This is a genomic window from Limibacillus halophilus, from assembly GCF_014191775.1.
GTDB classification, from domain to species: domain Bacteria; phylum Pseudomonadota; class Alphaproteobacteria; order Kiloniellales; family CECT-8803; genus Limibacillus; species Limibacillus halophilus.
Map to the genome: position 1 here is coordinate 119,254 of NZ_JACHXA010000007.1, position 18,423 is coordinate 137,676.

Annotated in this window: 19 protein-coding genes; 10 read left to right on the forward strand and 9 right to left on the reverse strand. The window is 59.2% G+C overall.

Translation table 11 applies throughout. The annotated features are described in order from the left end of the window. The first annotated feature begins 35 nt into the window (after positions 1-35). Positions 36-431, forward strand: coding sequence for a cell wall hydrolase (locus tag FHR98_RS12610; protein ID WP_183417059.1), 396 nt, complete (start codon positions 36-38; stop codon positions 429-431). Positions 432-444: 13 nt separating this feature from the next. Here FHR98_RS12610 and FHR98_RS12615 read toward each other — a convergent pair whose 3' ends face one another. Beyond that, positions 445-2,064: a peptide chain release factor 3 gene (locus tag FHR98_RS12615; protein WP_183417060.1), complete on the reverse strand. Its 1,620-nt coding sequence runs from the start codon at positions 2,062-2,064 to the stop codon at positions 445-447. A 163-nt stretch (positions 2,065-2,227) separates the two neighbouring features. On the opposite strand from FHR98_RS12615, the gene FHR98_RS12620 reads away from it, so the two are divergent. Continuing rightward, a complete protein-coding gene (locus tag FHR98_RS12620) occupies positions 2,228-3,160 on the forward strand; it encodes a DMT family transporter (RefSeq protein WP_183417061.1) in 933 nt (310 codons plus the stop codon). A 91-nt stretch (positions 3,161-3,251) separates the two neighbouring features. Further along, positions 3,252-3,458 carry a hypothetical protein gene (locus FHR98_RS12625; protein WP_183417062.1) on the forward strand — a complete coding sequence of 69 codons (207 nt, stop codon included), beginning with the start codon at positions 3,252-3,254 and terminating at the stop codon, positions 3,456-3,458. On the opposite strand, the gene FHR98_RS12630 is transcribed toward FHR98_RS12625, so the two are convergent. Then, positions 3,455-4,345: a LysR family transcriptional regulator gene (locus FHR98_RS12630; RefSeq protein WP_183417063.1), complete on the reverse strand. Its 891-nt coding sequence runs from the start codon at positions 4,343-4,345 to the stop codon at positions 3,455-3,457. The two genes, FHR98_RS12625 and FHR98_RS12630, sit on opposite strands and share 4 nt — an antisense overlap. Before the next feature lie 132 nt (positions 4,346-4,477). On the opposite strand from FHR98_RS12630, the gene FHR98_RS12635 reads away from it, so the two are divergent. From FHR98_RS12635 to FHR98_RS12650, 4 genes are all read left to right on the forward strand, one after another. Continuing rightward, the gene (locus tag FHR98_RS12635; protein ID WP_183417064.1) at positions 4,478-5,125 is read left to right on the forward strand and encodes a 5-formyltetrahydrofolate cyclo-ligase; all 648 of its coding nucleotides are present in this window, start codon (positions 4,478-4,480) and stop codon (positions 5,123-5,125) included. A gap of 5 nt (positions 5,126-5,130) precedes the next feature. After that, positions 5,131-5,418 carry a hypothetical protein gene (locus tag FHR98_RS12640; RefSeq protein WP_183417065.1) on the forward strand — a complete coding sequence of 96 codons (288 nt, stop codon included), beginning with the start codon at positions 5,131-5,133 and terminating at the stop codon, positions 5,416-5,418. Positions 5,419-5,566: 148 nt separating this feature from the next. Further along, a complete protein-coding gene (locus FHR98_RS12645; protein ID WP_221205884.1) occupies positions 5,567-6,172 on the forward strand; it encodes a ferritin-like domain-containing protein in 606 nt (201 codons plus the stop codon). A 95-nt stretch (positions 6,173-6,267) separates the two neighbouring features. Then, the gene (locus FHR98_RS12650; protein WP_183417067.1) at positions 6,268-6,660 is read left to right on the forward strand and encodes a c-type cytochrome; all 393 of its coding nucleotides are present in this window, start codon (positions 6,268-6,270) and stop codon (positions 6,658-6,660) included. 8 nt (positions 6,661-6,668) lie between these two features. Here FHR98_RS12650 and ltaE read toward each other — a convergent pair whose 3' ends face one another. Continuing rightward, entirely contained in the window at positions 6,669-7,724 is a 1,056-nt protein-coding gene (ltaE, locus tag FHR98_RS12655) for a low-specificity L-threonine aldolase (protein ID WP_183417068.1), read from the reverse strand. 43 nt (positions 7,725-7,767) lie between these two features. After that, positions 7,768-8,439, reverse strand: a complete 672-nt coding sequence (locus tag FHR98_RS12660; RefSeq protein ID WP_183417069.1) for a hypothetical protein — start codon at positions 8,437-8,439, stop codon at positions 7,768-7,770. A gap of 143 nt (positions 8,440-8,582) precedes the next feature. On the opposite strand from FHR98_RS12660, the gene FHR98_RS12665 reads away from it, so the two are divergent. Both FHR98_RS12665 and FHR98_RS12670 read left to right on the forward strand, forming a co-directional pair. Continuing rightward, the gene (locus tag FHR98_RS12665; protein WP_183417070.1) at positions 8,583-9,515 is read left to right on the forward strand and encodes a LysR substrate-binding domain-containing protein; all 933 of its coding nucleotides are present in this window, start codon (positions 8,583-8,585) and stop codon (positions 9,513-9,515) included. A 3-nt stretch (positions 9,516-9,518) separates the two neighbouring features. Continuing rightward, entirely contained in the window at positions 9,519-10,454 is a 936-nt protein-coding gene (locus FHR98_RS12670) for a 2-hydroxyacid dehydrogenase (RefSeq protein ID WP_183417071.1), read from the forward strand. Between the two features lie 15 nt (positions 10,455-10,469). Here FHR98_RS12670 and FHR98_RS12675 read toward each other — a convergent pair whose 3' ends face one another. After that, a complete protein-coding gene (locus tag FHR98_RS12675) occupies positions 10,470-12,224 on the reverse strand; it encodes a B12-binding domain-containing radical SAM protein (RefSeq protein ID WP_183417072.1) in 1,755 nt (584 codons plus the stop codon). Positions 12,225-12,469: 245 nt separating this feature from the next. On the opposite strand from FHR98_RS12675, the gene FHR98_RS12680 reads away from it, so the two are divergent. Further along, positions 12,470-13,603, forward strand: coding sequence for a dimethylsulfoniopropionate demethylase (locus FHR98_RS12680; protein WP_246377814.1), 1,134 nt, complete (start codon positions 12,470-12,472; stop codon positions 13,601-13,603). Between the two features lie 4 nt (positions 13,604-13,607). Here FHR98_RS12680 and FHR98_RS12685 read toward each other — a convergent pair whose 3' ends face one another. Genes FHR98_RS12685 through FHR98_RS12700 form a run of 4 tightly spaced genes read right to left on the reverse strand, consistent with a single transcriptional unit; the run spans position 13,608 to position 18,310 of the window. After that, positions 13,608-14,240: an ATP-binding cassette domain-containing protein gene (locus tag FHR98_RS12685; protein ID WP_183417073.1), complete on the reverse strand. Its 633-nt coding sequence runs from the start codon at positions 14,238-14,240 to the stop codon at positions 13,608-13,610. After that, entirely contained in the window at positions 14,240-15,922 is a 1,683-nt protein-coding gene (locus FHR98_RS12690; RefSeq protein ID WP_183417074.1) for an ABC transporter permease, read from the reverse strand. Before FHR98_RS12690 ends, FHR98_RS12685 begins: the two co-directional genes overlap by 1 nt. Positions 15,923-15,962: 40 nt before the next feature. Beyond that, a complete protein-coding gene (locus tag FHR98_RS12695) occupies positions 15,963-17,183 on the reverse strand; it encodes an ABC transporter substrate-binding protein (RefSeq protein ID WP_183417075.1) in 1,221 nt (406 codons plus the stop codon). A gap of 41 nt (positions 17,184-17,224) precedes the next feature. Continuing rightward, the gene (locus FHR98_RS12700; RefSeq protein WP_183417076.1) at positions 17,225-18,310 is read right to left on the reverse strand and encodes an SPASM domain-containing protein; all 1,086 of its coding nucleotides are present in this window, start codon (positions 18,308-18,310) and stop codon (positions 17,225-17,227) included. Between the last annotated feature and the right edge of the window lie 113 nt (positions 18,311-18,423).

An 18,423-nucleotide genomic window follows, 5' to 3' on the forward strand; every position in this document is an offset into this window, starting at 1 on the left:
AAAAAAGAACGAATGTGGCGGCAGGGAGCGATGACATGGAAATCGGCGGTATCATTGCAACGGCACTGACCTGTTTGGCATTGAACGTTTATCACGAGGCCAGGGGCGAACCTTTCCTGGGGCAAGTTGCCGTGGCTCAGGTCACCATGAACCGCGTGGCGAGTGCCTCCTATCCGGACAATGTCTGTGATGTTGTGACCCAGCCCTATCAATTTTCCTGGACCGGTGACGGGCTTTCGGATCAGCCCAGCGACCCCCGCGCCTGGCAGGACGCCTTGTCAGTGGCGGCAATGGTCCTGGATTTTGGTGCGCGTACTGCGGGCGTGAACGATCAAACCCTGCATTATCATGCCACCAGCGTGACACCGGCCTGGAGTGCCGAAATGGCTTCCTTGGGCAAGATCGGCAATCATCGCTTCTATCGCCAGTAGAAGAGGCCGGCGGTCAGGCGCGTTCGCGTGTCTTGTGAAAGCCTATTTTCGGCCAGTCCTGAATCGTGCGGTTCAGTTCCCAACTGTTACGCGCCATGAAAACCGGACCGCTGTCGCGGTCCTCCGCCATGCTGGCGCGGTGGCGCTCCTGGAACCGTTTCATTTCCGCCGGGTCTTCGGCGGTAACCCACCGCGCCGCCTCATATGGCGCGGTTTCAAAACCGGCGGCGATCTTGTACTCGGCGGCAATGCGCGAGGCGAGCACCTCAAGTTGCAACTGGCCGACCACACCGACAATCCATTCCGAACCTAGCAGCGGGCGGAATACCTGTGTCACGCCTTCCTCAGCCAAATCCTCTAAGGCGCGGCGAAGCTGTTTGGCCCGCATCGGATCATCGAGCCGAACCCGACGCAGGATTTCCGGCGCGAAGTTTGGAATGCCGGTGAAGCGCACTTCTGCGCCTTCCGAAAGAGTGTCTCCCACGCGCAGGGTCCCATGGTTTGGTATCCCGATGATGTCGCCGGGAAAGGCCTCTTCCGCCAACTCGCGCTCCTGGGCGAAGAAGAAGATCGGGTTATGCACGGCCATGGTTTTTCCGCTCCGCGCTTGACGTAGTTTCATGCCGCGTTGGAAACGCCCCGAGCAGAGCCGAAGGAAGGCGATGCGATCCCTGTGGTTTGGGTCCATGTTGGCTTGCACTTTAAACACGAACCCCGTAACGCGGTCTTCTTCCGGCCGAACTTCCGTGGGTTCAGCCGGTTGCGGCCGTGGCGCCGGCGCGTGGGTGGCAAGTGCCTGCAGGAGTTCGTCTACCGCATAGTCATAGAGCGCACTGCCGAAGATCACCGGCGTCATGTGGCCGTCGCGGTAAGCCTTTGGGTCGAACTCCGGGTATCCCGCAAGGGCAAGCTCCAGGCTTTCGCGGAATGCGCTCAAGATGTGCTCGGGAATGCGTTCGTCCAGCTTCGGATCGTCCGGCCCTTCAAACTGGATCCGCTGCGAAAAAGCACCGCCGCGACCGCGGTCGGAGGTTAGCAGCTGATTCGTCTGGAGATCGTAAACGCCATAGAATTGGCCGCCCATGCCCATCGGCCACATGAGAGGAGTGACATCTAGCGCCAGTCCGCTTTCGATCTCGTCCAGCAGTTCGAAGGGATCGCGACCTTCCCGATCGACCTTGTTCACAAAGGTAATGATCGGAATGTTGCGTAAGCGACAGACCTCGAAGAGCTTTCGGGTCTGCGCCTCGATCCCCTTGGCTGCATCGATCACCATGATCGCTGAATCGACGGCGGTTAACGTGCGGTAGGTGTCTTCGCTAAAGTCTTCGTGGCCGGGGGTGTCCAGCAAGTTGAAAACGATGCCATCATGATCAAAGGTCATGACCGAGCTTGTGATCGAAATCCCGCGCGACCGTTCCATTTCCATCCAGTCCGATTGCGTGCGGCGGCGCTCGCCACGCGCACGAACCTGTCCTGCCAGACGGATGGCGTCGCCGAACAGCAAAAGCTTTTCGGTCAATGTCGTCTTACCCGCATCGGGGTGCGAGATGATTGCGAAGGTGCGTCGTGGCGCATCCGCCGCCGTCTCACCGTTGCGTTGCCCGCTTGCCGCTTTACCTGTTGGCGCCAAAACTAATCACTTCCCTCTCGGTTACAGCACGCGGGGTCTAACCGACAAAGCGGCCCGCTGTCACGTTCTTCTTGTGATCAAAATTTCAGCCGCGCTCTGAAACATGCCTCCTATGCGCGAAAAATCGTAGCTTCCCGGCAAAGGCTGCGAAATGCTAGCACCCATGCCGCAGTCGTCTAGCACCGTCATCGCCGCTCGATCTGGTGCCAGTTCATTGGCGGCAATCGGCTTCATGGTTGCAGCCGGCTTTCTGAATACGATCATGCTGTCGGCAATAAAGCACTTGGCGGACGACTTGCACCCCCTGGAAGTCGGATTCTTCCGTTGTCTCGTCGGCTTGATCGTGTTGCTTCCAGTCATCTGGCACGCGGGCGGCCTAGCGGTGGTGCGCACCGAAAGGATCGGCGCCCACATGCTGCGTGGTGCGCTCAACGCGGCGGGCATGCTTACGTTCTTCTGGGCAATAAGCTTGGCACCGTTGGCCACGATCTCTGCGATTGGTTTCACCGCGCCGCTGTTTGCATCGTTACTGGCAATCGTGATCTTGGCGGAGCGGGTCGGTTTGCGGCGCTGGATAGGAATCGGCGTTGGCTTTGCCGGCACGCTCATCATTCTGCGGCCGGGGGCGGATTCAATAGGGCTGGGGGCGTTGATGGCTTTGGGGTCCAGCGTTGCCTGGGCCGGCGCTATGATCGTCATCAAGCGCCTGACCGCAACCGAGTCGCCCTTGTCGATCACGGCCTGGGCTGCTTTCTTTGTCGGGCTTTTCTCGTTTATCCCAACGCTATTCGTGTGGCAGTGGCCAAGCGGCGCGCAGTGGTGGATGCTGGCTGGAATCGGGGCCCTGGGCAGCATGATTCAATTCTGTTTTGCAAAGGCTTTTTCGTTGGCCGACACCACTGTGGTCTTGCCGTTCGATTTTCTGAAGTTGGTGTGGGCCAGCATCCTGGGGTTCCTAATCTTTCAGGAGGTGCCCGATCTATGGACCTGGGTCGGCGGCTCGGTAATCTTTGGGGGGTCGATCTACATTGCCTACCGGGAGCGTAAGAGCGGAATCGAAACCGCTGTGACCGCGGCAAAGAGTCCGCCACCTTGATACAGATGCCGCTGCCGCGCACAGTATATTGAGTAAGCCGTTACACCCGATGTCTCGGTCATTGTCATCGGGACAGGAGAAAGGCTCGGATATGTCCGGTGTTTGCCTTATGGCGGATCTAGAGGCCCGCATTTCCACGCTTCAAGGGCAACTGCCCGAGGACCTGACGCGACAGGAATTAAAGGTGCGCCTCGTGGCCTTGCTCGCGGCCGAGATGGGTGTGCAGGAGTATGTCGCCGAAGAGGCCGTAGAGGCTTGGACCGCCACACATTTGCGAGATGGCGAAGAGCGCGGCTAGGCGTCGCGGGCAAATTTCTCCTCTAGTATCCGCCGAAACCCTGTTATCGCGAGTGTTGCCGCAGGACTGTCCTGCGAATTTCGCGCCAGCGCATAGATCGGTAGCTTCAGAACGGGAGCGGTCTCAACACGCTTCAGGCGTCCGCTTTTCAGATCGCCACCAACCAGGCTGAAGGGGAGGTAGCCGCTGCCTTTGGTTTCCAGCACCATTCGGTAGGCAAGCAGTCCTATGGAAATTACCAGTCCCGGATCGGCAAACTCCGGAAAGTGGGCCCGGTGCGCCACGGCAAAGTCACGCCCCCAGTCGACGTAGATATAACCTTTTGGAAGGTTTCGCGACATCCGGCCCTGACCGGAACCGGTGCGCTCCAGCGATCCCGGGTCGCCGACCAAAACAAGATCTTCCTCGCCGAGTCTGATGAGGTTTAGTCCAGGCCGGCTGTCGGGTGTGTACATGACAACCAGGTCGAAAAGCCCCTCAGCCATGCGCGACATCAATGTTTCCGGCGTTCCTGAATCAAGGCGCAGCGCGACATCGGGTGCCGTGCTGCGCATCCAAGGGACCCAGCTATCGAGGAGACGAAGCCAGAGTCCTGCTTCACTGCCGATGCGAAGCCGCTCGCTGTAACGTTCCGGCAGTACCACATCCTGGCGTGCATGCTCCCAGGTCTCCACAAGCTGAAGGGCATGTCGGTGAAAATGGCGCCCGGCGGCGGTCAACTCCGCGCCGCGCTTGCCGCGCTGAAACAGGCTCGCGCCCAGGGAATCCTCCAATGTCTTGATGCGGCTGCTGACAGTGGATTGCGATACATGCAGCCGCTCCGAAGCTTCGGAGAAGCTGCCGTAGGTCGTGACATCGATGAATGTCCGAATCAGAGATAAGTCCATGTTGTGGACTATATATCGGAATTATCGATAGATATTAGAGAAAAGTTTCGTTTGTCAGATATAAAAATCTACGGAACGATAGTGGCAAGGCGGCGCTGACCGCCATTTGCCATTATTGGGACATGGTCGCTTATGAACAATGCGTCGCCGATACTTCAACTATCCAAATCGCCTGGGGCTTGCGGAGGGGATGTCGGACCGGACCCTACTGACTGGGAGGCCGTCCGCCCTTGGCGCCGCAACACCCGTGCTTTGATGCGCTCACGCCGGATGGCGATGAATCGAACCGAGCGCGCTGAGAAAACAACGGCGCTGCTATCCAACCTCCGGGCCGCATTCGGATTGTCCGATCCCAGTTGTATCGGCTTTTACTGGCCCTTCAAGGGCGAGCCGGACATGCGCGGCTTTGTGCGGGAGCAGATTCGCCATGGCGCTGCGGCAGCGCTTCCGGTGGTTGTCGAGAAAGCTGCGCCGGTCGAATTCTGGCGTTGGCAGCCCCGCCAACCCTTGGCGCGTGGCATATGGGACATCCCCATTCCCGCAGAACGGGAGGTTGTGCTGCCGACAGTACTGTTGGTTCCGCTGCTGGGTTTCGATCAGCAAGGGTACCGTTTGGGGTATGGCGGCGGCTACTACGATCGGACGCTGGCCTCTTGCCGGCAACGTCCACATGCGATCGGCGTCGGTTTCGAGGTTGGCAGATTGGACTCAATTCATCCTTTTCCGCATGACATTCCGATGGATGTAATCGTGACGGAAGAGGGAATCTTCAGGAGGTAATCGGCATGGATTTCAACAGCGAGAGCTTTGACAGAGTATTCTTGACCCTCAATGCGCGCCGATTGGAGGAACGCTCGGTCGTTACCAAGGCCGCGCTGTTGGCGACACTGGGGACACTTTCCGTACTGATCTTGTACCTCCTCTACGCCGAAGTACAAGTCATGGCTTACCTGGCCGATGCCGGGGGGTTCGCCGCCGTCTTCTTGATCTATGGGGTCATGGTGCCCTTGGCGGGCGTCCTGTGGATCTGGTTGTTTAGCCGCCTGTTGCCGCTCTACTCCGACAGAAGCTGAGCGCCGGGTTTCGGGCGGGATTCCAGCAGTGACAGGCCTGACAATACCTGCATCGGGAACCTTTTCTTCCTTGTGTGCATCAAATGACTGTACGGCGCTTTTTGTCGCCGCAGGCATTCCAGATGTACGACAGCAAGGGAGATACTCCGTGTCCATTCAGAACCCTTTTCCGACCTCGTTCCTTTCCCGTGAACTCTTGACCAAGCCGTTGAATCGCCGTGTTGCCTTGGGCCGTCTTGGTGGCGGCGTTCTCAGCGCTGCGGCGGTTGCGCTTATGGCCGGGCAAGACAATGTTGCAAAGGCGCACAGCAGCGGCGATACCGCCAATGACGTAACGATCCTGAACACGGCGCTTAGCGCAGAATTGGAAGCGATCGCAGCCTATCAGGTCGGCGCTGAGAGCGGCTTGCTGAGCAAAGGCGTGTTGGGCGTGGCGGTGCAATTCCAAGGCCACCACAAGGAACATGCAGACGTTCTGGCTGACACCGTCAAGAAGTTGGGCGGAACACCCTCCGAAGCCAAGCAAGAGTACATGTTCCCGACCGATCAGTTGAAATCCGAGGCCGATGTGCTGCAGTTTGCCGCAGGGCTTGAGCGCGGCGCGGTCAGCGCTTATCTGGGCGCTGTGCCACTGTTCGATAATCGCGACCTCGCAAAGGCGGCGGCCTCGATCCTTGGCGACGAAGCGATGCACTGGGCTGTCCTTCGTCAGGCACTGGGCGAGAACCCGGTTCCCTCCGCCTTCGTAAACTGATTACACCCTCTCTCCCCCGGGGCGGCACCTTTCCCTCTCTCCTCTGGTGCCGCCCCACTCGTTACTCATCCAAGCAGGAAAGGTTGAAGGAGATCATGCTTCGGCTTGCCTTATCTCTGGTTCTTTCAGTCTTCATGGCCTCGGTCGCGTCGGCAGAAACAGCAACGACCGGCGACCCGCAGCGTGGTGAAGACCTCTATGGGCGGTGTCTGGCTTGTCACGCGCAGAGTTACGACCGAACCGGCCCCAAACATTGTGGTCTGATGGGCCGGGCGGCGGGCGGCGTCGAGGGGTTCCACTACTCCAAGGCCCTTCGGAACTCCGGCATCATCTGGGATGCGCAATCCCTGGATCAATTCCTCGAAGCACCCCGTCGCGCGGTACCGGGAACGACGATGGCTTATGCTGGCATTCCCGACCAAAAGGACCGACAGGACTTGATTGCTTATATCGCTACCTTGACGCCGGAAAACCCTGCCTGCCAGTAGTCGCCGATCTAGCGGTACCTGTAGAACTGCCGAAAGGCGGCGCAACAGCGCTCCAGTCCATCATCGTCGATGTCCTTGTGCAAGACGAGCCGGATGGTCGGGCGCTGTCCGCCGATCAGAATACCTTTATCCCGCAAGTATAGGGTCAGCGCCGCGTGGTCTTCTGTCCTTGGCGTGATGAAGACCATGTTGGAGGGGGCTGCCTGGCGTTGTACTTCCAGCCCATCGAATTGCGCCAAGGCGCCGGCCAAAAGCGCCGCGCGGCGGTGATCTTCCGCCAGGCGCTGAATGTTGTTCTCCAAAGCATAGAGCCCACAAGCGGCCAAGACCCCGACCTGGCGCAAGGCGCCACCAAGAATTTTGCGTTGTCGCCGCGCGGCGGCAATGAAATCTTCCGCGCCAACCAGCAGGGTCCCCGCCGGTGCGCCCAGACCTTTCGAAAGGCAGATGGAGACGCTGTCCGCGGGTGCGGCCAGCTCCGATGCCTGGATGTTCAGCGCCACTGCGGCATTGAAAAGCCGCGCGCCGTCCAGATGGACACGCAAGCCAGCCTTTGCAGCCACTGCCGCGGGACCGGCAATGCGATCCGGCGACAAGACTTTTCCAGAAACACTGTTCTCCAGGCACAGCAGCCGGGTCACCGGGTAGTGCGGGTCGTCGGGTTTAATAGCGGCGCGCACGGCTTCCGGGTCCAGGCCGCCATCGGCCTGCGTAGCAATGGGGCAGGGCATGATTCCACCCAACACTGCCGCGCCGCCCGCTTCGCTGGTATAGACGTGATAGCGGTCACCGGCGATGTACTCCTCGCCGCGCCCGCAGTGGGTGAGCAAGGCCGCGAGGTTGCTTTGCGTGCCGCTTGGAAAGAACAGAGCCGTTTGTTTGCCGAGAAGGGCGGCGCCTTTCTCCTCTAGTGCGGCGACTGTCGGGTCTTCGCCGTATACATCGTCCCCTACAATGGCGGCGGCCATGGCGGCACGCATGCCCTCGGACGGCTGGGTGACGGTATCGCTGCGCAGGTCAACAATCGTGATGCCGCTATCGGGCGTCTGGTTCGCCTGGGTCATCCCCTCGTACAAAGCAGATCTCCTGGTTCTCGGTGGGCAAGCATCAGATGCGGCCGTCCGGCAAGGCGGCCACTATGTGTACGCGCTGCGTCTCGCCGCCATTGAGCGCCGTATGATAGCCCCGTGTATCGGTGAAATACACCGATCCGTCGGCCGGCAAATGGGTGACATGATGGTTGACGATGAAGAGCGAGCCTGGGTTGGTGACAACCGGAATATGCAGCCGAGGTTCAGGGTCACGATGCCAGGAGTTGCAATTGTAGAGGCCCTTGGAAAGCACGCGCAATCTGCCGATCGTAAAGCGCTGGCTCAGCGCATGGTATACCTCCTCGAAATAGGTTCCCGCGAACATCGGGTCAAACTCGGAATAGGCAGCCTCATCGACATACTCTTCGCGCGGCACCTCCTCGTAGCTGTCGTCGGGGCGCAACCAGTAGCGGCCGGATAGGTCGTTCTCCGAAACCTCGGCCACGCCGGGTCGACGTGTGAGGGGTAAGGCGGCAAAGCCTTCGGCCTGCATATTGCCCTGGTAGTGAGCGCGCGAGAGGCAAACCGTCAAGGCCTCGCGTAATTTGGCGATGTCGAACATCAGGTTTAGCCGGGCAATACCTGGACCTGGAACGAAAGAGGCTACCGATCGCGTGTCCAGGCGTGTGGCCAACCAAGCTTTCATCCTGGTGCTATCGTCCTGAATCGAACCTGAATCCGCACCCATGGCACTTCCGCTCCTTAGCTTTTAAACGATCAGACTTTCAGATTATGAACGGGGAAATAGTCGAAAAATATCGGAATTTTGGCATTAATTAATCAGAAAAAGTGATTAACTAGCGACTATCGCTCCATGAAGGGAGTTTCAGCATGCGTCGCAGTCTACCGTCGACAACAGCCTTGCTTTGCTTTGAAGCGGCGGCACGAAGCGGCAGCTTCACCCAAGCTGCCGTAGAGGTAAATCTCAGTCAAAGCGCAGTTAGCAGGCAAATCGCCATTCTGGAGAATTTCCTACATCGCCCCCTCTTTACGAGGGTACGGCAGCGGGTCCGGCTGACCGACGCAGGCGCTCGATATCTGGCCGAGATCGTGCCGCTCTTGGAGGACTTGGAATCCACCACTCTCAGATTGCGTTCGTTCGACCTCCGGGAAGGCTCGATCAATGTTGGGGTTTACCCGACGCTCGGGTCCCGTTGGCTGCTGCCTCTCCTGTTGGCTTTCGCGGAGGCCCATCCGGAGTTCAGCACAAACAGCATCACCTATCTGAGGAACGAGGAGTTCGATCCGGAACGAATCGATATCGGGATCGTTCAGGGCGATCCCCCCTGGCGCGGCTTGCAATCGGATTTCCTGATGCCTGAGGATCTGGCCCCGGTGGCCTCGCCCCGATTGATCGATCGGTCGTTCGATGCGCCTGAGGAATTGCTGGAGTTCCGCAGTTTGCAGCACACCACACGACCGTTGTCCTGGCCAATTTGGTTCAAGAGCCTGGGGCGTGAGTTGGCCGCGCCCCCTTCCGGTCTCATGTTCTCGCAATTCGAGATGGTGATAGAGGCGGCACTATCCGGGCATGGCATTGCGATCCTGCCCTTGGTTCTGGTGCGTCGTGAACTGGCGGCGGGGCGGCTAATCCTCGCCCATAGTCATGTTGCCAGGCCGCAAAGCGCATACTATCTGGTGATCCCTGATGCCAAGCGCGCGACACCTAAGATAGAGTGCTTTCGCCGATGGATCTTGAGCCACACCATCGACGAACGCGCCGGGTCGGAGGAAGCCGCCGGACAGATGACGCGAGGTACCTGATTCATGGCTTTGTTGATAGACATCGACGATCCGGACTGGATGACCGATGAGAAGTTGGCCCACATTCTTCGCCCCTTGTTGCCCGGAGTCGATGTTCGTTGCGCGCGCGATGTTGGTACACCTGAGGCGATTGAGATGCTGGCGGTCGCACGCCTCAAACCCGGTCAGGCCAGACGCTTCCCTAACCTCAAGTTGATCCAGAAGTTGGGCGCCGGCGTCGAGACCATCGTTGCGCAACCCGATTTGCCGCCTGCGGTGAAAATCGCGCGCCTCAAGCCGGCAACGGCGGCCCGGGAGATTGCAGCCTTTAGCTTGGGCTATGTGCTGCGGGAGCAGCGCGATATGGCGTACTACGAAGACGCGCAGCGCAGCCGCGCTTGGTCACCCAGAGAGCCGCGAGAAGCTGCGGAAACAACGGTGGGTGTGTTGGGGCTTGGTCACATAGGGGGCCAGATAGCCGCAACTTTTGCCGCGCTCGGCTACAATGTTATGGGCTGGAGCCGGTCCCTCAAGACGCTTGAGGGCGTTGTTTGCCACGCGGGGCAGAAATCTTTCTTCCCCCTTTTGGGCGCCTGCGACTATGTGGTGTCGGCGCTGCCTTCTACACCGCAAACCCAAGACCTCCTCGGCTCCGCAGCTTTTGCGGCAATGAAACCGGGCAGCGTCTTGATCAACGTTGGTCGAGGCGATCTGATTGTCGAAGCGGCTTTGCTATCCGCCCTTGATAACGGCCATCTTTCCCGAGCTGTGCTTGATGTTCAGCGCCAGGAACCTCTGCCAAACGACCATCCTTTCTGGTCACATCCAAAAATCACCGTCACACCCCACGTTTCCGGATGGCATTTGACAGGGGGATTGGCGGACGTGGCCGAAAACTACAGGCGCTTGCAGGCGGGCCAACCGCTGCTCCACGAGGTGGATCGGAATGCGGGTTACTAGCGCTGGGTAACTGTTCTAGAGACCAGCGGCTTTCGCATGCTTGACGGGAGCGCCGTAGGTGTTTGGTATGGCGTCCTCAAAGGTTCGAATGAGGTCCAGGTTATCCTCGTCCTCCTGCGAGCCATGTATCAGGGCCTGATCGCTGTAGTTCTTGGCGGCGGGGTCCTTCAGAACGCGAGCGTGCAGGCGCTTGAGCCGCAGATAAAGCGCCAGCCATTTCAAATGTGTTGTCGTGATCTCCCAGGCCCGACGAGGATAGAAGATCAGAGGATTCTCGATCGGCAAGCCGGGCCGTCTTTGAAGCCGGACCTTGTGCCGGAAGAACCCGGCTTCCAACGGGTGCAGCTTTTCGATCGTCACGGACCCGTAGAAGGCGCCAAGTGTCAGGAAGAGTTGCTTGGTGTTCAGTCCTCGCGCGACGCCCCGACGCAGCACGGTTTCGATGTGTTCCAGCGTGTAATACTGCTTCCAGGCGTCCAGGTAGATCTGCTCCCAAGCCTGATCGCTCATAAGAGGGTGATGCGACACCCGATGGTTCAGGTCGTATTTGTTCAGGTCGGGGTCCATCCAGACCCCGTTGCGCGCCATCTTCTGGTGATCCTCCGAGCCTGGTAAAGGCGTCAGGAAAAAGAACTCGACGAGATCGAGCGGTAACTCCCGCTTCATGATTTCAATGTTGCGGCGAATCTTCTCGGGCGTGTCTTCGGGAAAACCCAAGATATACCCAGCATAGGTTACCACGCCCGCGTCCTTCCAGGCCTGGAGCATCTCCCGATACTCCCAGATCTTATTCTGGCGTTTCTTGGCACTGAGCAGCGCCTCCGGGTCGATGTTTTCCAAGCCGATGAAGACGCGGTTGCAACCCGCACGGGCAGCCTTTTCAATGAATCCGGGCGATTTATGGCAGAGCGTGTCCACCTGGATGATGAACTTGAAGCGGAGGCCGTCGATCTCGCGCAACCGTATCAAGCGGTCGAGGATCGCTTCCCAGTTCTTGTTTCGGGCAAAGTTGTCGTCGGTGATGAAATAGCGCCGAATCCCTTGCGCGTCGTTCTCTCGAATGATCCGTTCGATGTCATCGGGCGTGCGGTATCGGGACTTGCGGCCCTGGACGTTGATAATCGTGCAAAAGGAGCATTGGAAGGGGCACCCGCGTCCGGAATCGAAGCTGGTGTAATGCCCGGCCGCGCGCGAAACCAGAGTGCTCGGCAGGAAGGGAGAAGGCGCGCCAGCCATGTCCGGCAAGGCAGCCATATAGTTGTAAAGCGGTTTGATTGTACCGTTGCAGGCGTCCAGTAAAATTTCGTCGATGCGGCCTTCCGCTTCACCCGCGTAAAGAGAAACGCCAAGCTTTTCAGCCTCGCGCAGTTCCGGCGGTATCTCCGGCAGCATGGCAAGGCAACCTGCGACGTGAAAGCCACCGACAATTACCGGGATATCGGCGGCGCGAAACTGCCGTGCCAATTCCAATGCCCTTGGGAATTGATTGGACTGCACCCCGACCAGGCCAACGAAGGAAGCATCTGCGGCCTTGCAGGAAGCGATGATGGCCTTGATCGGAATAATGCAATTGGTTTCGTCGTAGGCATCCAACTCAACTGCCATGCGCCCGGCCAAATCGGGCTCCTCCGCCCGGTCCCGGATGATGCCGTAGAGGGACGCTAGGGTGTTCGAGGGAATCGAAGAGCGATGCCACTGAATGACATAGCCGTCATCGTCATAGTGCGACGGCTTGATCAAAGCAACGCGCAGTCGTATTCGCTGGGGCATCGCGCGGTTCCTGTTCGGTGCCGCTACAGGGAATCCGGGTAATTCCCGTAACCGGAGCAATGAGCTTAAAACAATTACTCGGGTAGGTAAAATCGGATCGCTCGCAGTTACGGAGAGTCGGGTGCAGAAGGCGCTCGACTCGGCATGGTCAATCGCTTCACCCTGGACAGCCTGTGCAATGAACTATTTGCTGCAGGATAATGATTGGCTATTCAACGCTCACTCGATCAAGGGACACGCTAGCTATGCAGGGTCGTGAAACACAAACGAGAATGCCCCCCGTTCTTTCGAGGTCGCGCCGAACACGTCGCACGCCTTTTTCCGATCGCGTTGAAGCGCAGGGCGTCAAGGCTTACACCGTTTATAACCACATGCTCCTACCCACGGTGTTTGAATCCCTGGAGGCCGACTACCATCATCTGAAGCGGCAAGTACAGCTCTGGGACGTTTCCTGCGAGCGGCAGGTTCAGGTGCGAGGGCCCGACGCGCAGCGACTCGTTCAATTGCTCACGCCGCGCAATCTATCCGGTATGTCGGTCGGTCAATGTTTCTACACGCCGATGGTGGACGAAACCGGCGGCATGTTGAACGACCCGGTTACCTTGAAGCTTGCGGAGGACCGCTACTGGATTTCGATTGCCGATTCCGATCTCTTGCTTTGGGTCAAGGGGCTGGCGAATGGCATGCGGTTGGATGCCGCGGTCGACGAGCCGGACGTGTCGCCGCTGGCGGTTCAAGGACCCCGCGCCGACGACCTGATGGCGGCTGTCTTTGGCGAGGACATTCGTAGCTTGCGTTTCTTTCGATTTAGGGAAGTCAAACTCGACGGTCAAACGTTGGTCGTTGCCCGGTCAGGTTATAGCAAACAGGGAGGCTTCGAGGTTTACTTGCAGGACTCCAGCTTCGGTGGCGCTCTGTGGGACAAGCTGTTCGAAGCGGGGCAAGCCTTTCAGGTGCGTGCAGGTTGTCCGAATTTGATTGAGCGGATTGAGGGGGGATTGTTGTCTTACGGCAACGATATGACGCGTGAGAATACACCGCACGAATGTGGGCTTGGCCGCTTTTGCCAGACTGCTGACGCCATTGGCTGCATTGGCCGCGATGCTTTGATTCGCGCGTCAATGGAAGGACCACAACGGATGATCCGAGGTTTGCGGATTGCGGGCGAAGCGCTGACACCGCCAACGCAGCCCTGGGCGATCCATACCGACGACCAATGGGTTGGGCAGGTCACTTCGGCGGTTTGGTCGCCTGATTTCCGCTGCAACGTTGCGATAGGGATGCTGGAACTGGGTTGGTGGGATGAGGGGAGCGTTGTCGAGGTCGAGACGCCCTTTGGCAACCGCCAAGCGACGGTTTCGCAGCTCAACTTTTCATAGCAGTCTAATGCTCAGCTAGTTCAACGACCGGGCCGCCGGTCGCCTGTGCGTCAGCGGCATCGTGAGTTACCAGGAGTGCCGGGAGCCCCGCTTGTCGAAGCCGGGCGAAGACCAGTCGCCGCAAATCATCCCTGAGACTCTGATCGAGTTTAGAGAAGGGTTCATCCAAAAGCACAGCGCGTGGTTCCGACAGCAAGACCCTGAGCAACGCTACCCGGGCCTTCTGTCCGCCCGACAGGGTCGCGGTATCCCGTTGCTCGAATCCCTGCAGTCCGGCTTCGGCAAGGGCGTCACACATGCGCTGCTTGCGGTTGGGAGTTCGACGGTCCATGCCGAACAGAAGGTTGCCGCCAACCGAAAGATGCGGGAACAGCAAGGGGTCTTGGAACAGCAGTCCGATATGGCGGGCCTCGGCAGGTTTGGACGTGACATCCTCGCCATCGAGCAAGATGTTTCCCTGTGCCGAGAATATAGGGTCCAAGAAGCCCGCGACATAAGCGAGGAGGGTTGATTTCCCCGATCCGGAAGGGCCCATCACAGTCAGAACCTCTCCCGGGCCGATCTCTGCGTTCAGCGAGAGCAAAACCTTTTCCTTGAGGCGGATCCGGATATCGTTCAACAGCAGCCGGTGGGCCATTAATGCACCTCTCTCAATTGGCGCCTGTGACGCCACACCAGGCGCGGCAGCAATAATGCCAAGCCGAAGCCCAAGGCGGGAACGAGTGCCTGCACCAGGGCCCAGACGCCGATCACACGTCGGTCGCCGCCTGTGGCGAGCGCCACAGCTTCAGTCGTAATCGTGGGGACCCTGCCTGCGCCTAGCAACTGTGTAGGAAGGTACTGGCCGATACTGACGGCCAGCCCAATCGCCACCGCGGTCAGTATTGGGGTCGTAAGCATCGGTAGACGCACCATCCAGAAGGCGCGGGTCGGCGTGTTGCCCAACGTGCGGGCCGCCATGATCCAGCGCGGGTCGAGCTGCCGGTAAGCCTCGGCCAGTGACAGATAAACATAAGGCAGGACGAACAACACATGACCGAACGCGACCGGCCAGAACCCCGGCCGAACGCCCACCGCCTCCAGCCCGATCAAGAGACCGAAGAGGAAGGCAACCTGCGGGACGATCAGTGGTAAATACAGAATACGCATTGCCCGTCGGCCAGCAGGATGGTTGCTGCGGACTTCGTTCTCCAATGCCGCGAGAACCAGAATGAGCGATATCGACGTGGCCACCAAGCCAACGAGAAGCGCCGTTACGAAGGGGCCCTCTATGTTTGGCAAAGCACGAACCCAGTGTTTCATGGTAATCGCTTGTGGCAGCGTGTCGGGGAAACGCCAGAAGCCCGCAAAGGAACTGACGGCCAATCCGGCCAGTCCCGCGAAAGCGGCAAACGCGGCCAACGTGATTCCGCCGGCTCCTGCTTTTGCCAGCAAGCGGTCGCAGTGGCCTTTGCGCCCGTTCGTGTACCAGGCGCGTGCGCAAAACCCCAAGAGGCGCTCCATGAGATGCCAGGTCAGAAGTGCTGAAAAGGTCACTAGAAGTTGCAGCAGCGCACCGGCCGAGGCCACGAAGCGCAGCGACAGGTCGGGATCGTTTAGCCAGCGGACCACCGCCACGCTGAGGGTCGGTGGATTGGTCGGCCCCAAAATCAAGGCGACGTCCACTGTCGATGAGGCAAAGGCGATGACGGCGTAGATGGGCAATCGGATCAGCGGATAAAGTCCCGGCGCCACCGCTTTGAGCCATGCGGTTACGGGGCCGTATCCAAGCGACCGCGCCACGGCCAAGCGGCGCGGCGCATCGATCTGTGGCAATGCAGCCAGGCTCATCAGGAGCAGGAAGGGTATTTCCTTGGCTATGAGTCCGGCCATCATCGCCAATCCCGAGGGATCATGTACAATCAGCAGGTCCGGTGGCCTGTCCCATCCTGTCAGCCAGGGTGAAAGGAAGCGCACGATCAACCCGGAAGGCGCAATCAGAAAGGCGAGGCCGAACGCAGCCGCGGCATGCGGTATCGAAAGCAGCGGTGAAATCGCCCGTTTGAGCCAGCGGTCCAGCCATGTGCCGCCCGAACCCGATAGAAAAAGAAACACGATGGCCAAGGAAACGGCAGGTGTAATCAAGCCGCTTGCTAGGCTGATCCAAACCGAAGTCCAGAGGCCCGGCCGCTGAAACAGGTGCGCCCAATGTTCGAGCGTGAGGCTCGAACCACCAAGCGTAGGCATCCAACCAAATGCCGGCAGGAAAGCGCCAGCGATCCCGGCCAATATTGGGCCAACCAGAAGCGCCACGGTCAGATAGGGAACGACTCTCAACACGACAGCACGAGCCTAAGGCATGGGTGCGTGCCGGATTTCATTACTGGTCCGTGTAGCGCCGCTGCCACTCAGCCTCCAAATGCTCCATCCAACTTGGGTGCGGTTCCGGAATGATGGCCCCCAACTCATCAGGCTTGAGTGATGCGACACCGAGGTCAAGGCGATCGAAAAGAGCGCGCTCGTCGGGATCTAGGCGATCCATGACCAGCACGGTCTCGCCACCCCAGATAGCGGGGTCCTGCTTGCGTGCCTGCGCTTCTGGGGACAGCAGGAAATTGGCGAGAACCATCGCGCCAGCCTTGTTGCTGGCATTGAAGGGAATGGCTAGAAAACTCACGTTTCCTATAGTGCCGCCGTCCAAGACGAAGCTGCGAACCGTATCCGGGAACTCGCCGTTGGCAATGGCGGAGGAGGCTTCGGCAGGGTTGAACGACAGGCTGATGGCGATCTCGCTGTCGGCTAACAGGCGGCGCATCTCTGTGCTGTTCGCCGGAAAGGCGCGGCCTTGCCGCCAGAGTTGGGGGTGAAGCGTGTCGAGATAGCTCCAGAGTGGCGCGGAGACGACCGCGAAATCGGATTCATCGACTGGCCGGTAGAGAGGGGCTGTGTCGGGCACCAGCTTCAACAGCGCTTGCTTGAGGAAAGTCGACCCTAGGAAATTGGGCGGGAGCGGATAGGTGAAACGACCGGGGTTCGCCGTCGCCCACTCCAATAGCGCCGCCAGTGTTGTCGGGGGCTCGGATACGAATGCTTGGTCATAATAAAAAACGATCTGCGCCTTCCCCCAGGGTGCCTCGTACCCCTCGACAGGCACGGTAAAATCATTGCGCACGCCGGGATTGTTGTCGGGGTCGGTCAACGGGAAGTTGGGCAGGGACTCCGCCCAGGGACCGAACAGCAGGCCGTTGCGTTTCATCGACGCGAAGTTCTCGCCGTTGATCCAGATGAGATCGACGGCCCCGCCCGTCAGGGTTCCGGCGGCTTTCTCCGCGACGACCCGTGACACCGCTTCGGCGGTGTCACCAAGCTTCACGTGGACAACGTCGACTCCATAACGCTCGGCCACCTGCTTGCCGGCCCAGGCGATGTAATCATTGGTTCGCGGTTCGCCTGCCCAGGCGTTCCAGTAAACCGTCTGCCCTTTCGCCTCTTCAAGCACGGCCGACCAATTTCCCGGGTCAGGTTCAGCGGCCCGGGGCGATAGAGGAAACTGGAGCGCCAGAAGGATAAGGACGGCAAAGACTTGCAGGCGTAGGGGCATCGGAAGCTCTCCTATCGGGGGCGGCTATGGAATACTATCGGCTATTTGGCAGTCTCGAGGGAAGATCGCCTTTGACGATCGGCTTCCCGCTTGCTTCGGAGTTGCTCCAGAAGCGGCCCCATGACTGTTTCATGGAACCGGTCGCAACCTATGCAGAGATTTGCGTAGTCGTCGCCCTTGGGCGTCTTGGTGTGACAGGCGGCTTCAAAATCCGCTACGCTCCAGCCCTGCGCCAGACCCATTTTCCCAGGGTCGCCGGCATTGATGGCCTCATAGACTGGATGCCCCACCAGAGAATCGAGAATCTCCAGTAACGGTTCCTCGGTCAGGTTGCCCAACGCGCGCCCGGTTTTCATACAACAGGGGAAGATCTGGCCCGTCGGTTCAATGGCGACTTCCGAGCCTGAGAAACGATGATCCAAGAACCCAAGGCCACCAGACCAGGCGTTGCAAAAATTGTCGGCCATCGTGGCTTTCGACAGGCCGTTTTTCCAGGCACGGCCACGCGGCCAAAGCTTGCCGATCCAGGCATCCTCGGTTGCCCCGAAGAAGCTGTAAATCGGGCCTGCTTCATCCGTCCACTTACGTTTGGTGGCGTCGAGTCCGGACGGGTGCATGCCTGCAGCTTTAAATATGGCGGTCACTTTCTCCTGAAGGACTCGTTTCTTGTCGCCTTCCATGCCGACGTGGAAATCGTCGATGCCAGCAACGGAAATCATCCAGACTCCGCGGGCAAGAAGTTCCGTCACAATGTCCTTTGTCACCAGATCGCCAGTCGTCTGGACCACGATCTTGACGCCGCCCCTGTTGGCGTACTTGGCACGTAATCCCTCGATGATGGGATAGAGAACGCGCGTGCGCACGGGATCGGTAAGCACCTCGCCGCCGGACAGAATGATTCGCCCGACCTTCTCGCGAAATCCGCCGGGCGCGGTCACGTCCGGTTCGTCGCGATCCAGAAAGGTCATGCGATCCGGCAAGTTGGCGATGATGCGCGGCGCATTTGCCTCGGCCTCGGCGACGACGCCTTCCAAGGCGTCGCGCGCATAGGGATGAAACCGGTCCTCGTAGCAGTGTTTGCAGCGGCGGTGGCAATGCCAGCAGATCGAATAGTAAATCGATTCCATGGAAATTCCGTCTCATCAAAAAGCAAGTTAGGCAATCTATCCGAATCCTTGCGCCAAGGAGAGAGCGGTAACTTCACATCTGCGTTAGACCCGGATATCCGCGGTAGACGGAT

Excerpts from the sequence above, each read along its gene's own strand:
- FHR98_RS12610 (WP_183417059.1), top strand. The coding sequence starts at position 36 with ATGGAAATCGGCGGTATCATTGCAACGGCACTGACCTGTTTGGCATTG.
- FHR98_RS12620 (WP_183417061.1), top strand. The coding sequence starts at position 2,228 with ATGCCGCAGTCGTCTAGCACCGTCATCGCCGCTCGATCTGGTGCCAGT.
- FHR98_RS12625 (WP_183417062.1), top strand. The coding sequence starts at position 3,252 with ATGTCCGGTGTTTGCCTTATGGCGGATCTAGAGGCCCGCATTTCCACG.
- FHR98_RS12630 (WP_183417063.1), bottom strand. The coding sequence starts at position 4,345 with ATGGACTTATCTCTGATTCGGACATTCATCGATGTCACGACCTACGGC.
- FHR98_RS12635 (WP_183417064.1), top strand. The coding sequence starts at position 4,478 with ATGAACAATGCGTCGCCGATACTTCAACTATCCAAATCGCCTGGGGCT.
- FHR98_RS12640 (WP_183417065.1), top strand. The coding sequence starts at position 5,131 with ATGGATTTCAACAGCGAGAGCTTTGACAGAGTATTCTTGACCCTCAAT.
- FHR98_RS12650 (WP_183417067.1), top strand. The coding sequence starts at position 6,268 with ATGCTTCGGCTTGCCTTATCTCTGGTTCTTTCAGTCTTCATGGCCTCG.
- ltaE (WP_183417068.1), bottom strand. The coding sequence starts at position 7,724 with ATGACCCAGGCGAACCAGACGCCCGATAGCGGCATCACGATTGTTGAC.
- FHR98_RS12660 (WP_183417069.1), bottom strand. The coding sequence starts at position 8,439 with ATGGGTGCGGATTCAGGTTCGATTCAGGACGATAGCACCAGGATGAAA.
- FHR98_RS12665 (WP_183417070.1), top strand. The coding sequence starts at position 8,583 with ATGCGTCGCAGTCTACCGTCGACAACAGCCTTGCTTTGCTTTGAAGCG.
- FHR98_RS12670 (WP_183417071.1), top strand. The coding sequence starts at position 9,519 with ATGGCTTTGTTGATAGACATCGACGATCCGGACTGGATGACCGATGAG.
- FHR98_RS12675 (WP_183417072.1), bottom strand. The coding sequence starts at position 12,224 with ATGCCCCAGCGAATACGACTGCGCGTTGCTTTGATCAAGCCGTCGCAC.
- FHR98_RS12680 (WP_246377814.1), top strand. The coding sequence starts at position 12,470 with ATGCAGGGTCGTGAAACACAAACGAGAATGCCCCCCGTTCTTTCGAGG.
- FHR98_RS12685 (WP_183417073.1), bottom strand. The coding sequence starts at position 14,240 with ATGGCCCACCGGCTGCTGTTGAACGATATCCGGATCCGCCTCAAGGAA.
- FHR98_RS12695 (WP_183417075.1), bottom strand. The coding sequence starts at position 17,183 with ATGCCCCTACGCCTGCAAGTCTTTGCCGTCCTTATCCTTCTGGCGCTC.
- FHR98_RS12700 (WP_183417076.1), bottom strand. The coding sequence starts at position 18,310 with ATGGAATCGATTTACTATTCGATCTGCTGGCATTGCCACCGCCGCTGC.